This is a genomic window from Micromonospora sp. C28SCA-DRY-2 (genome assembly GCF_030519475.1).
Classification (GTDB): Bacteria; Actinomycetota; Actinomycetes; order Mycobacteriales; family Micromonosporaceae; genus Micromonospora.
Map to the genome: position 1 here is coordinate 433,988 of NZ_JAUMKD010000005.1, position 13,326 is coordinate 447,313.

Here is a 13,326-nt window from a genome sequence, read left to right on the forward strand (position 1 = left end):
ATGGCACTCTTGCTCGACAAGTCGGTCGGATGTCTGGTCGGCGCCGCGGTGGGCGATGCCCTCGGCGGGGCCACCGAGACGGCACTACCGGAGCAGATCCGGGCCCGCTTCGGCGGCTGGGTGGAGGGCATCGTGCCCCCGTACCACGCCGACTGGGCCACCGCGCGGCCACTCGCGCCGTACCACAAGGGCGACGGGCACATCACCGACGACACGTTGATGACCCACGCGCTGGTGCGGGCGTACGCGGCCAAGCGGGACCACCTCGACGCGTACGACGTGGTGGAGCTGCTCGTCCCCGACCTGATCGAGCGGGTGGTGTACATCCCGGACCTGGAGCGCGAGGGGGTGACCTTCCACCGGCTCGCGGCCGCCGAGCGGTGGTTGGTCACCCGCCTGCACCACGCGCACGCCGATCCCCGCGAGGCGGGCGTCGGCAACATCGTCAACTGCGGCGCGGCCATGTACATGGCCCCGGTCGGCATCGTCAACGCGGGCGACCCGGCCGGGGCGTACGCCGAGGCGGTGGAGATCGCCGGGGCGCACCAGCACAGCTACGGGCGGGAGGCCGCGGCGGTCTTCGCCGCCGCGGTCGCCGCCGCGGCGGCCCCCGGCGCGGGCGTCGAGGACGTGGTCGCCGCGGCCCTGGACCTGGCCCGCGACGGTACCCGGTCGGCGATCGACGCGGTGGTCAAGGAGGCCCGCGGCCACCACGACTGGAAGGCCGCGATCCCCGCGCTGCGGGCCGCCGTGGCGCCCTACGACACGGTGGGGGAGGAGTACCGCAGCCCGGGGCTCGGCGCCCGCCGGCCCAGCCGGCTGCACGCCATCGAGGAACTCCCGGTGGCCATCGGCATGCTGGTGGTGGCCGGCGGCGAGTTCCGCCCGGCGGTGCTCGGCGCGGTGAACTACGGCCGGGACGCCGACTCCACCGCCACCATGGCCGGCGCGATCGCCGGCGCGCTCGGCGGCGCGGCGGCGGTGCCGGTGGAGTGGGCCGAGGCGGTCGGCACCGCCTCCCGGACCGACCTGGTGGAGCCGGCCCGCGTGCTCGCGGCGGTGGCCACCGAGGTCTTCGAGCGCGACCGCGCCCGGTTCACCCAGCGGGCCGAGCGCTTCGCCGGGCTGACCGGCGAGGCGGCGCGGGGTGAGGAGCCGACCCGGTGAGGATCACCTGGGTGCAGCCGGAGGACCTGCTGCCGCACGAACTGGCGGCCAGCCGGGACGAGGGCCGCGACGTCGGGCCGCTCGCCGAGCGGTGGACGGCGGCCGGCGGGGACCTCACCCCGCCGGTCAGCGGGGCCTCGCCGACCCCGGCCTCGCCGGCGCTGCGGGCGCTCGCCGTCGAGCTGCTGGACGCCGCCGACGCGCTGCCCGCCGGGACCACCGCCGACGAGCCGGACGACCTGGCGGCGCTGGCGGCGACCTGGCCGGCGGCCTGGTCGCTGCCCACCACGGCGGTGTACGACCGGCTGCACGGCGCGTGGCTGGGCCGGGCGGCGGGCTGCCTGCTCGGCAAGCCGGTGGAGAAGATCCCCCGTCACGGGATCCGGGAGATCCTCGTCGCCACCGGCCGGTGGCCGCTGCGCGACTGGTTCACCGCGCGGGGGCTGCCCGCCGAGGTGGCCGCCCGCTGGCCGTGGAACCGGCGCAGCGCGCCGACCAGCCTCGCCGAGAACATCGACGGCATGCCCGAGGACGACGACCTGAACTTCGCGCTGCTGGCGCTGCGCGTGCTGGAGACCCACGGGCGGGACTTCACCAGCGCCGACGTGGCGCAGGCGTGGTTGGACTGGCTGCCCGGCGGGCGGGTCTTCACCGCCGAGCGGGTGGCCTACCGCAACCTGCTGCTCGGGCTGGCTCCGCCGCTGACCGCGCGGCGGCACAACCCGTTCCGGGAGTGGATCGGCGCGCAGATCCGCACCGACGTCTACGGCTGGGTCAACCCGGGCCGGCCCGACCGGGCCGCCGAGCTGGCCTGGCGCGACGCCACGGTCAGCCATGTCCGCGGCGGCGTGCACGGGGCGATCTGGGTGGCCGCCATGGCGGCCACCGCGCCGGTCGCCAGCGGGGTGGACGAGGTGCTCGACGCCGGCGAGGCGGTGCTGCCGCCGGGCAGCCGGTTCGCCGCCACGGTCCGCGAGGCGCGGGCGCTGGGCGCGTCCACCGACGACTGGGAGACGGTGGTGGACCAGTTGTACGCCCGGCACGGCCACCTGCACTGGGTGCACGTCCGCAACAACGCCGCCCTGGTGGCGGCCGCGCTGGCGTACGGGCGGGGGGACCTGGAGCGGTCCATCTGCGCGGTGGTCAGCGGGGGCTGGGACACCGACTCGACCGGCGCCACGGTCGGCGCGGTCACCGGTGCGCTGGCCGGTGCGTCCGGGCTGCCGGAGCGCTGGGTGGCCCCGCTGCGCAACCGGCTGGCCAGCAGCATCGCCGGCTTCGACGGGATCGGCTTCGACGAGCTGGCCACCCGGACCGCCGCGCTGGCCGCCCCGGCTCCGGCCGCCGACCCGGCCGCGGCGGCTTCGGCCGCCGACCCGGCCGCCGCGGGAGGTGCCCGGTGAGCGCCGCGGTGGTCGTGGTGGGCAGCACCAACCTGGACCTGGTGGTGACGGCGCCGCAGCTGCCCCGCCCCGGCGAGACGGTGCTCGGCGAGAACTTCCGCACGGTGCCCGGCGGGAAGGGCGCCAACCAGGCGGTCGCCGCCGCGCGGGCCGGTGCCGGCTGCGGCTTCGTCGGCGCGGTCGGCGACGACGAGTTCGGCGCCCAGCTGCGGGCGAGCCTGGTCGCCGCGGGGGTGGACGTGCGCGGCCTGCGCACCGTCCCCGGCCCGTCCGGCGTCGCGCTGATCGCGGTGGACCGGGACGCGGAGAACTTCATTGTGGTCGCCCCCGGCGCCAACGGCGAACTCACCGACCTGGACGGCGACGACCGGGCGGCCATCGCCGCCGCCGACGTGCTGCTGCTCCAGCTGGAGGTGCCGCTGCCGACCGTTGTCGCGGCCGCCGGGCTGGCCCGCGCCGGGGGCACCACAGTGGTGCTCAACGCCGCGCCGGCCGCGCCGCTGCCGGCGGAGCTGCTCGACCTGGTCGACGTGCTGGTGGTCAACGAACACGAGGCGGCGGTCGTCGCGGGGGTCTTCGCCGACGAGTCGCCGGTGCTGCTGGACGCCCTGCTGGAGCTGGTGCCGCGGGTGGTGCTGACCCTCGGCGCGCGCGGCGCCGCGTACGCCGACCGGGCCGGGCTGCGGCTGGAGATCCCGGCGCCGCGGATCGACGCGGTGGACACCACAGCGGCCGGTGACGCGTTCACCGGGGCGCTGGCCGTCGGCTGGGCCGAACGCGGCGGCGCGGTCGACGCCGACACGGTCACCGCCATCCTGCGCTGGGCGTGCGCCGCCGGCGCGGCCTGCGCCCAGCGCCCCGGCGCGTCGACCGCGCTGCCCGAGCGGGCCGCCATCGAGGCCCTGTACACCGCGACCTACGAGGGGACGCCGTGAGCGCGAGGAGTGAGCCGGGTTTGCGAGCCCCGCAGTCGCGAACCGAGGTGGCGCCCGTGAGCGCGAGGAGTGAGCCGGGTTTGCGAGCCCCGCAGTCGCGAACCGAGGTGACGCCCGTGGGTTTCAACCCGTACGTGCCGCGCCCGATCGACCGGCCCACCGAGGTGCCGCTCGGCGGGGACGCCGACCTGACCGCGCTGGACGAGGCGAAGATCTTCGCCGCCCCGGACGACCCGGCGGACTGGCCGGCCTGGCGTGACCAGCTCACCCGCTGGCGCGCCGACGCCCGGGCCCGGCTCGGCTACACCCGCGCGCACTACGACGAGATCCCGCTCGACTGCTTCAGCGTCTGCCTGGCCTGGCTCTGGGACGAGACGCTCTACGACCACGAGCGCGGCGTGTTCACGGTCGAGGACTTCCTCGACGCGGCCGACCGGGACTTCGGCGGCTTCGACGGGGTGGTGCTCTGGCACGCGTACCCGGTGATCGGGCTGGACGAGCGCAACCAGTTCGACTGGTACCGGGACGTGCCCGAGCTGCCCGAGGTGGTGCGCGCCTTCCAGGCCCGCGGGGTCCGGGTGTTCGTCGACTACAACCCGTGGGACACCGGCACCCGGCGGGAGACCGGCACCGACGCGCAGGAGGTCGCCGCGCTGGCCGGCAAGCTCGGCGTCGACGGGGTCTTCCTGGACACCCTCAAGGAGGGCGCGGACGAGCTGCGCCGCGAGCTGGACGCCGTCCGGCCGGGGATGGTGCTGGAGGGGGAGAGCCGGGTGCCGCTGGCCCGGGTCGCCGACCACGCGATGTCCTGGGCGCAGTGGTTCGCCGACTCGCCGGTGCCCGGGGTGCTGCGGGCCAAGTGGTTCGAGCGGCGGCACGTGCTGCACCACACCCGCCGCTGGCACCGCGACCACCTCGACGAGCTGCACTCCGCCTGGCTCAACGGGGTCGGGGTGCTGGTCTGGGAGAGCGTGTTCGGGGTCTGGGTCGGCTGGAACGACCGCGACCGGGCGGTGCTGCGGGCGATGCGCCGCATCCAGGCCAGCCACGCCGCGTGGTTGCGCGCCGAGGACTGGGTCCCGCTCGCCGACCACCCGGGCACCGGCCAGGTGTACGCGTCCCGCTGGACGCACGGCGGCGTGCCACTGTGGACAGTGGTGAACCGCGGCGGCGACCACGACGGGCCGTGGCTGGTCACCGAGGCGCGGCCCGGGCGGCGCTTCGTCGACCTGGTCACCGGTGCCGACCTGACCGCCACCCCGACCCCCGGCGGCCGGGTGGCGGTGGGCGGCCCGCTGCCGGCCGGCGCGATCGCCGCGGTGGTCGCCACCGACGCCGCCGTGCCGGCGCACCCCGCCCCGACCGGCGACCCGTCCTTCCCCGCCCGGGCCGCGGTGCGGCTGCGCACGCCGTGGGCCCCGCGCGCCGAACCGCCGGCCGGCATGGTGGCCGTCGACGGCGGCCGGCGGGACCTGCTGGTGCGCTACCGGGTGCGGGAGACCGGCCTGTACGGGGAGACCCCGTACGTCGACGAGTGGAAGCCACTGCCGCCCCGGCTGCACCACACCGGCACGCTGCGCCGCAGCGTCCAGCTCGGCCGGTTCGCCATCGCCACCGACGAGGTCACCCACGGGCAGTACGCCGAGTTCCTGCGCGCCACCGGCTACCGGCCGGTGCGCCCGGAGCGGTTCACCGCCGGGCAGGGGCCGGCCGACGCCCCGGTCACCGGGGTCGACCTGGCCGACGCCCGGGCGTACGCGGCCTGGGCCGGGCTGCGGCTGCCCACCGAGGACGAGTGGCAGGTGGCCGCCGAGGCGGGACTGCTGCGCCGCCGGGAGCCGCTGGTGTGGAACCTGACCGAGAGCGAGCACTCCGACGGGCGGACCCGGTTCGTCATCGTCAAGGGCGGCGCCGCGTACCGGGCGGAGGGCTCGGACTGGTACTTCGACGGTGGCCCGCAGCCGCCGGACGTGTCGGTGAAGCTGCTGCTGACCGGCGCCGGGCTGACCCGCTCCGACCAGGTCGGCTTCCGCTGCGCCGCGGACCTCTCGACCGGACAGGAGTGACCTGATGAGCAGACGCTGGCGGATCGGCGGCGGGGTGGCCGCCGTGCTCCTCGCCCTCGGGCTGGCCGGCGCGGCCCCGGCCGCCGCGGAGCGGCTCCGCGCGGGCACGCTGACCACCGCCGCGGCGCCGTCCCCGGCGCTCGGCGGCGACATCGACTACACCGTCTACCTGCCGCACGGCTACGACGCCGCCGGCGACACCCGCTACCCGGTGCTCTACCTGCTGCACGGTCGGGGCGACACCATGGCGGCGTGGACCCGGGTGAAGGCCGACCTCGACCGGCTGATCGCCGCCGGGGAGGTGCCGCCGGTGATCGCCGTGCTGCCCGACGCGCCGTGGAGCAACCGCGGCAACTGGTACGTCGACTCCGCGTACACCGGCGCGGACGACCCGGGCCGGCCGGTGGAGACCGCGCTCACCCGGGACCTGGTGGCGCACGTCGACACCACCTACCGCACCGCCGCGCACCGGGGCGCCCGGCTGGTCGGCGGCTACTCGATGGGCGGCGCTGGTGCGCTGCGCTACGCGCTGGCCCACTCCGACCTCTTCGCCAACGCGCTGGTGCTCAGCCCGGCGGTGTACCGGCCGCTGCCGCCGGCCGACTCGTCGGCGCGCGAGTTCGGCGCCTTCGGCTCCGGCGAGCAGCGCTTCTCCGACGAGGTCTACCAGCGGCTGAACTACCCGGCGCTGCTGCCGGGGCTGGACCCGGAGTCCCCGGTGCGGATGTACGTCGCGGTCGGCGACGACGAGTGGGCCAACCCGGACCCGGCGCACGCGGCGCACGACCTCGACTACGAGGCCGCCACGCTCTACAACACGGTGCGCCGCGCCGACGGGGTGGCCGCCGAGTTCCGGGTGCTCGACGGGGGGCACGACTGGGACGTCTGGCGGCCGGCCTTCGTGGCCGGGCTGAAGCACCTCGCCGGCACGTTGAGCGTCACCCCGCCGGCGGGGCTGCCCGGGCCGGCGTACGGCAGCGCGGGCACCGACTGGGCCGGCGGCGTCGCCGCCCACCCGGACGGCGCCACCACCCTCGGCTACGCGGCCTCCGGCCCGGTGGCCGGGCAGCCGTACGCGGGCGGGCTGGACGCCGTGGTGAGCCGGCTGGACGCCGCCGGCACCCGGTGGACGACCCAGTTCGGCACCCCGGCCAACGACCGGCTCTACGGGGTGGTGCCGCTCGCCGAGGGCGGGGTGATCGCGGCCGGCTACACCCGCGGCGACCTCGACGGCGCGCACCCCGGCAGCCCCGCCGACGACGGCTTCGTGACCCGGCTGACCGCGACCGGCCAGCGGTCCTGGCTGACCCAGGCCGGCGACCGGGCCAAGGCGGACCGGTTCTACGCCGTCGCCGCCGCCCCGGACGGCGGCGCCTACGTCGCCGGCTACACCAGCGGCTCGTTCGACGGGTCGACCCCGGCCGGGGACAAGGACGCGGTGCTGGCCCGGATCGCCCCCGACGGGTCGATCGCCTGGAGCCGGCAGCTCGGCGGCGCCGGCGAGGACAAGGCGTACGCGGTGGCGGTCGACGCCGCCGGCGTCTACGTCGCCGGCAGCACCACGGCCGGCCTGCCCGGCACCACCGCGCTGGGCGGCGCCGACGGCTGGCTGGCCCGGTTCGACCAGGCCGGCGCGCGTAGCTGGGTGACGTCGGTGGGCGGGGCGGGCGACGACCTGCTCGGCGGGCTGGCGGTCAGCTCCACCGGCACGGTGGTGGCCACCGGCTCGGTCGGCGGCGAGGCCACCGCCGGCGGCACCGACGTGCTGACCGTGGCGTACACGGCGGCCGGCCGGCAGCGCTGGCGGACGGTGACCGGCGGCCCCGGCGCCGACGGTGGCGCCGACGTGGTGGCCCTGCCTGACGGCGCGGTGGCGGTGGTCGGATTCACCGGCAGCAGCCTCGGCGTGCCGGTCGGCGGCGCCGACGTGCTCACCGTGCGGCTGGACGCCCGTGGACGGCAGCTCGGGGTCGCCCAGTACGGCACCGCCCGCGACGACGCCGCCGACGCCTTCGGCGAGGAGAACGTCTACGCCACCCTCGGCGCCGACGGGCGGCTGCGGGTCAGCGGACTCACCGCCGGTGCGGTGCCGGGCGGGGCGCTCGGCAACGGCGACGTCTTCCTCGCCACCATCGACCCCACGAAGGGAACGCCGTGACCAGCGCAGCCGAAGCGGGCCGGCCCGGCCCGCTCGACGGGGTGAAGGTGGTCGACCTGGCCACCCTCTTCGCCGGGCCGCTCGCCGCGGCGTTCCTCGGCGACTTCGGCGCCGACGTGGTCAAGGTGGAGCACCCCGCCAAGCCCGACCCGTCACGCGGGCACGGCCCGGCGAAGGACGGCGTCGGGCTGTGGTGGAAGGTGCTCGGGCGCAACAAGCGCACGGTCACCCTGAACCTGTCCGACCCGAAGGGCGCCGAACTGCTGCGCCGGCTGGTCGCCGACGCCGACGTGCTGGTGGAGAACTTCCGCCCCGGCACCCTGGAGCGGTGGGGTCTCGGCCCGGCCGAGCTGCACGCGGTCAACCCGCGGCTGGTGATCACCCGGATCAGCGGCTTCGGCCAGGTCGGCCCGTACGCCCGCCGGCCCGGGTTCGGCACGCTGGCCGAGGCGATGAGCGGCTTCGCCGCCGCCACCGGTGAACCGGACGGGCCGCCGACCCTGCCGCCGTTCGGGCTGGCCGACTCGGTCACCGCGCTGGCCGCCGCGTACGCGGTCATGCTGGCGCTGCGCGGCCGGGAGCTGACCGGCGCCGGGCAGGTGGTCGACCTGGCCATCATCGAGCCGATCATGGCGATGCTCGGCCCGCAGATCACCTGGTACGACCAGCTCGGCTACGTCCAGCCCCGGCTGGGCAACCGGTCCAACAACAACGCCCCGCGCAACACGTACCGCTGCGCCGACGGGCGCTGGGTGGCCGTCTCCACCAGCGCGCAGAGCATCGCCGAGCGGGTGCTGCGCCTGGTCGGCCGCCCCGAGCTGGTCGACGAGCCGTGGTTCGCCACCGGCAGCGGCCGGGCCGCGCACGCCGACGAACTCGACGCCGCGGTGAGCGCCTGGGTCGCGAAGCGCGACCGGGACGAGGTGGTGGCCGCGTTCGAGGCGGCGCAGGCGGCGGTGGCCCCGGTCTACGACGTGCGGGACATCCTCGCCGACCCGCAGTACGCCGCGCTGGGCACCATCCGCACGGTGCCCGACGAGGAGCTGGGCGAGGTACGGATGCAGAACGTGCCGTTCCGGCTCTCGGACACGCCGGGGGAGATCCGGCACGCCGGGCGACGGCACGGCCAGGACACCGACGCGGTGCTGCGGGCCCTCGGCATGGCCGACGCCGAGCTGGCCGAGCTGCGCGCGCAGGGGGTGATCTGATGCTGCTCACCTGGCTCTACGTGCCCGGCGACCGGCCGGACCGGTTCGCCAAGGCGGTCGCCTCGGGCGCCGACGCGGTGATCCTCGACCTGGAGGACGCGGTGGTCGCCGGCCGCAAGGCGTACGCCCGCGAGGCGGTCGCCGAGTTCCTCGCCGAGGAGCACCCGGTGCCGGTGCAGGTGCGGGTCAACGAACTGACCGGGCCCGACGTCGACGCCGACCTGGCCGCCGTCGCCGGGCGGCCGGGGCTGTCCGGGCTGCGGCTGCCCAAGGTGGAGTCGGCCGCGACGGTGACCGCGCTCGCGGCCCGGGTGGAGGTGCCGCTGCACCCGCTGGTCGAGTCGGCCGTCGGCGTGGAGGCCGCGTACGCCATCGCCACGGCCGATCCCGCGGTGGCCTCGATCGGTCTCGGTGAGGCCGACCTCCGTTCCGACCTGGGCGTCACCGACGAGGAGGGGCTGACCTGGCCGCGCGGCCGGATCGTGGTGGCGGCCCGCGCGGCCGGCCTGCCGCCGCCGGCTATGTCGGTGTACGCGAACGTGGCCGACGCCGACGGGCTGGCCGCCTCCTGTGCCCGGGGCCGGCGGCTCGGCTTCCTCGGGCGGGCGGCCATCCACCCGCGCCAGCTCCCGGTGATCGCCGAGGCGTTCCGGCCGGCGGAGCGGGAGGTGGCCCGGGCCGAGGAACTGCTCGCCGCGGTGGCCGAGGCGCAGACCCGGGACTCCGGGACCGTGGTGCTGCCGGACGGCCGGTTCGCCGACCGGGCGATGGTGGCGGCGGCCCGGCGCACCGTCGACCTGGCCGCCAGGTACGCCGCCTGAGCACCGCCGGCCGGTGCCGGCGGCGGTGCTCGCCCCGCCCGCACGGCCATCAGGGCTGGTCGCGCCCAGCGCCTGCCGGGTCGGGGAACCGGTCGTCGTCCCTGTGCTCCGCTTCACCCCACGCGGTGGTCGGCCAGCCGATTCGTTGCCCGGGTCTAAGCGGTGCGGAGGTGGGCGGCTTGTCGTCAGCACCGCCGCTACCGTGGGGCCGGGCTGGTCGGGGGGTCGAGCCGGTCGAGGCGAGCGAGGTCGGCACGGCTCCGCCGGGCGATCGCGGCGGCGAGCGCGGTGGTCGCCGGATGGTTGCCCGCGCGTTGCTCCGCGGCGGCGAGCCGGACCACCTGCGTCAGGTGCGCGCGCAGGTGGCGGGCGAGCAGCCGCCGCAACGGCACGCCGGCGGCGGCCCGGAGCGCCGCGAGGTCGTCGGCGGTGACCATGCCGGGCATGTCGTGGCCCTCGTGCGGGTTGGCCGCTGGCGCGCCGGCGTCGGCCAGTAGCCGGCGGCACCGGGCCAGGTCGGCGCGGTGGACGGTGCCGAGCCGGACGGCCAGCAGTCGCCAGGCGGGGTCGCTGGTCCCGTCCGCCACCAGGTCGAGCGCCGGGAGCATCCGCTCGGTCATCGCCACGTGCACCTGGAGCCAGGCGACGTCGGTCGGGTTGAACGCACCCGCCACGCCGCCCCCCGACGTGCTGGCGCCCGGCGCGGTGACGCCCGACGCGGTGCCGCTGGCGCCCGACGCGGTGCCGTCCGGGGTGGCGGCGCCGTCAGACGTCGGGGCGGGCGCGGCCGGGCGCGGCGGAGCGGCGGAGGGGCCAGCGCCGCCGGTACAGCCCACGACGAGCAGCGCGACGGCGACCAGGACGGACGGTACGGCCGGGCGCATCCGGCCTCCTCTCCGCCGAGCGGGGAGCGGACCCGGGGTGCCAGCGGGTCCGCTCCCCACCGGGCCGGACGGTGGGATCAGAGCGGCCGGCCGTCCGCCCCGCACTTGATCACCGGACGGATGCAGTCCCGGACCCGGCGGGCCATCTCCTCGACCGGCCAGGCGTTGAAGAAGTCGCCGTGCATGGTGTAGCCCGGTCCGGAGGCGAGCCGGAGCCGCGCCGGGTCACCGCTGACCGGGTAGCGCAGCACCTGCCGCAGCTTCGGCACCGGCACCGGGTGGCTCGCCGGGCAGGCCTGGTTCACCGGGTACGCCATGTGGCTCTTGTGGTCGGGGGAGTCCAGGTCGCGGCCGTTCCAGCACTGCGGGAAGTCCAGGTACGACTCCAGCATGGTGCCGGCCGGGCAGGTGACGAAGTCCTTCGACGGCGGCACGTGCCCGGCGTGCAGGCAGGACCAGCGGGCGATACTGTCGTTCGGTCCGGTCGCCCGGGCGTTGCCGGCGACGATCCGCAGCCCCTGCGGGATCGGCTCGGTGCGGGCGACGACATCGCTCCGGACGCCCTCACCCAGGTAGTAGAACGTGACGATGGTCGGCTCGACCGGCACGTTGTCGCGGTAGAGCGTCGGCACCCAGTACGACGAGACGTCCACCCGGGGATTGCAGGTGCTGGTCGAGTTCAGCAGGTCGGCCAGGTCGGTGTGCGCGTTGGTCACCCGGCTGCCGAAGAAGCTGTGCATGTGCGAGGCGCCGGGCAGCCCGGGGAAGATGATCGGGTCGTCCGGCAGCCGGTGGCTGTACGGGCAGTCGGCGGGGAACTCGGCGACCCGGATGACGTTGGCGACCGGGGCGGCGTCGGCCCGCGCGCCGGTGAGCACGACGTACGTGCCGAGGAGCGCCAGCAGGGCGCCGATCGCTGTCGCGCGGCGCGACCGGCGGCGGGTACCGGAGAGGGGTGCGGCCCTGTCCATCTCGTGACTCCTGTCGGGGTACGGGTCAGGGACGATCCGGCGCCGCCGCCGAAAAGGCATCGGAGGTCCCTGGCCAGAACTGTGGTGGTGGTGTGCTGTGCCCGGGGCGAGTGAGAGAGCGCTCTCTCGTCAGAGTGGGCCTCGTGTCGATACTTGTCAATACGTGTCCGGGTGCTGGAACTGGCTCCCCTCTCGCTCCCGGCTCCGGAACCCGCCCGCGCTCTCGGCTCCCGGCTCCCCGCCCGCGCTCCGGGTCCGCGCTCCGGGGTCCGCGCTTCGGATCGTGACTCGGGTCTGGAGACGCCGAAGGGCCGGCCCCCGGGTTGGGGGTCGGCCCTTCGGCGTTTGGTGTTCGGTTGTTGGTCGCCGGTGGTGGGTCGTCAGGCGGTGTAGCCGCGGGTGGCGATCCAGTCGGCGAGGTTGTCGATGTTCATCCGGTAGCTGGCGGTGTCGGGGTTGGCCGAGTCGGCGATGGTGACGGTGTTGCCACCGTCGCGGTAGCCGACGACGCTGATGTAGTGCCCGCCTTCGAAGGAGTGGCTGTTGCCGTCGGTGTCGGTGGCGGTGCCGGCGATGTTGGCGACCACGGCGCGGCCTTCGTCGACGGCCTTGATGACGTCGGTGCGCAGCTTGTCGGTCTGCTTGTCATCGGCTGCGCGGTCGCGGATCTCGACGCTGTGGTAGACGTCCTTGCCGGTCTGCTTGTTCAGCACGGGGGTGATGTCGTTGATGGAGTTGGTGCCGGCTTCGGTGGTGCCCATTTCCTTGGCCATGGCGTGGACGTCGATGTTCTTGCCCTGTACGGACAGGGCGTTGCGGGCGGCGGCGGGGCCGCAGTAGTAGAAGTTCGGCTGGGCTTCGTAGCGCACGCCGAGTTCCCGCTCACCGTGCTTGCGGTCGGTGGTGATCGACACGGCCGGCTTCTCGGCCGGGGCGGCGAACGCGGTGGCGGGGGCGGCGAGGGCGCCGCCGGTGAAGGCGAGACCAGCAGCGGTCAGAGCGGTCTTACGCAGGATGTCGGTACGCATGGTGATCACAAGCCTTTCGATCGGGGGAAACGCGAGGCACACCAAACGGGGGGCGGTGTGGGCCGCGCGCAAGGAAAGGTCGTGCAAAGGGGGTTGCTCCGGCGGGCGGGGCCTGCTCGGGCGTCCCGGGGGTGTAACCATCCGGGCCAGCCCACCATTCCGGCGGGGGCTCCGGGGGCCGGGGGCGTGCTCGGCCCGTCGGGGTGTAACCATCCGGGCCGGCCGGCCATTCCGGAGGGCTCGGTGCCGGGGGGGTGCTCGGCCCGTCGGGGGTGTAACCATCCGGGCCGGCCCGCCATTCCGGGGGCTCGGTGCCGGAGGCTTGCTTGGCCCGTCGGGGGGGGGGGTGTCAACGACCCGCAGCGGGCGGGCATTCCACCCGCGATCCGGCTGGGCCGCTACCCGCGAGGCCAGCACCCGGGGTGTGGCGCGGGTATGCCATGTTCAACGACCCCGACCCGCCACCGATTCCGCCGCCAGGGTGGCCCCGACCACCCCACACCGGCACCCAAACCCCGCACCCGGACACACCAACGGACACCGCGAACCGGACACCCGGCCACTCACCGGGCGGCAGGCGACACCGGCTCGGCCCGTGCGGGCAGGCGCCCAGGGGCACGGTGTGGAGCTGATGTCGCCAACGACTCACCCATGGCACCCCGGTGATCCACACCGTGTCCGCGAT

The 13,326-nt window shown here is 76.0% G+C and carries 10 protein-coding genes; 7 read left to right on the forward strand and 3 right to left on the reverse strand.

Features of this window, described 5'->3' with window-relative positions; all coding sequences use genetic code 11:
* From Q3W71_RS22695 to Q3W71_RS22725, 7 genes are all read left to right on the forward strand, one after another.
* Window positions 1-1,167 carry an ADP-ribosylglycohydrolase family protein gene (locus tag Q3W71_RS22695; protein WP_302921412.1) on the forward strand — a complete coding sequence of 389 codons (1,167 nt, stop codon included), beginning with the start codon at window positions 1-3 and terminating at the stop codon, window positions 1,165-1,167.
* Window positions 1,164-2,570: an ADP-ribosylglycohydrolase family protein gene (locus Q3W71_RS22700; protein ID WP_302921414.1), complete on the forward strand. Its 1,407-nt coding sequence runs from the start codon at window positions 1,164-1,166 to the stop codon at window positions 2,568-2,570. Before Q3W71_RS22695 ends, Q3W71_RS22700 begins: the two co-directional genes overlap by 4 nt.
* The gene (locus tag Q3W71_RS22705) at window positions 2,567-3,505 is read left to right on the forward strand and encodes a PfkB family carbohydrate kinase (RefSeq protein WP_302921415.1); all 939 of its coding nucleotides are present in this window, start codon (window positions 2,567-2,569) and stop codon (window positions 3,503-3,505) included. Before Q3W71_RS22700 ends, Q3W71_RS22705 begins: the two co-directional genes overlap by 4 nt.
* A 116-nt stretch (window positions 3,506-3,621) precedes the next feature.
* Window positions 3,622-5,571 (forward strand): SUMF1/EgtB/PvdO family nonheme iron enzyme, encoded by a 1,950-nt coding sequence (locus tag Q3W71_RS22710; RefSeq protein ID WP_302921416.1) that lies wholly within the window; start codon window positions 3,622-3,624, stop codon window positions 5,569-5,571.
* Window positions 5,572-5,575: 4 nt separating this feature from the next.
* Window positions 5,576-7,729, forward strand: coding sequence for an alpha/beta hydrolase-fold protein (locus Q3W71_RS22715; RefSeq protein ID WP_302921417.1), 2,154 nt, complete (start codon window positions 5,576-5,578; stop codon window positions 7,727-7,729).
* Window positions 7,726-8,937, forward strand: coding sequence for a CaiB/BaiF CoA-transferase family protein (locus Q3W71_RS22720; RefSeq protein ID WP_302921418.1), 1,212 nt, complete (start codon window positions 7,726-7,728; stop codon window positions 8,935-8,937). Before Q3W71_RS22715 ends, Q3W71_RS22720 begins: the two co-directional genes overlap by 4 nt.
* Entirely contained in the window at window positions 8,937-9,758 is an 822-nt protein-coding gene (locus tag Q3W71_RS22725; protein ID WP_302921419.1) for a CoA ester lyase, read from the forward strand. The genes Q3W71_RS22720 and Q3W71_RS22725 overlap by 1 nt, the downstream gene beginning before the upstream one ends.
* A gap of 197 nt (window positions 9,759-9,955) precedes the next feature.
* Here the strand turns inward: Q3W71_RS22725 and Q3W71_RS22730 are convergent, their stop codons facing one another.
* From Q3W71_RS22730 to Q3W71_RS22740, 3 genes are all read right to left on the reverse strand, one after another.
* Window positions 9,956-10,642 carry a DUF305 domain-containing protein gene (locus Q3W71_RS22730; protein ID WP_302921420.1) on the reverse strand — a complete coding sequence of 229 codons (687 nt, stop codon included), beginning with the start codon at window positions 10,640-10,642 and terminating at the stop codon, window positions 9,956-9,958.
* Between the two features lie 77 nt (window positions 10,643-10,719).
* Window positions 10,720-11,613 (reverse strand): DUF1996 domain-containing protein, encoded by an 894-nt coding sequence (locus Q3W71_RS22735; RefSeq protein WP_302921421.1) that lies wholly within the window; start codon window positions 11,611-11,613, stop codon window positions 10,720-10,722.
* A 380-nt stretch (window positions 11,614-11,993) separates the two neighbouring features.
* Complete coding sequence (locus Q3W71_RS22740) at window positions 11,994-12,641, reverse strand: C39 family peptidase (RefSeq protein ID WP_302921422.1); 648 nt, start codon at window positions 12,639-12,641, stop codon at window positions 11,994-11,996.
* Window positions 12,642-13,326: the final 685 nt, after the last annotated feature.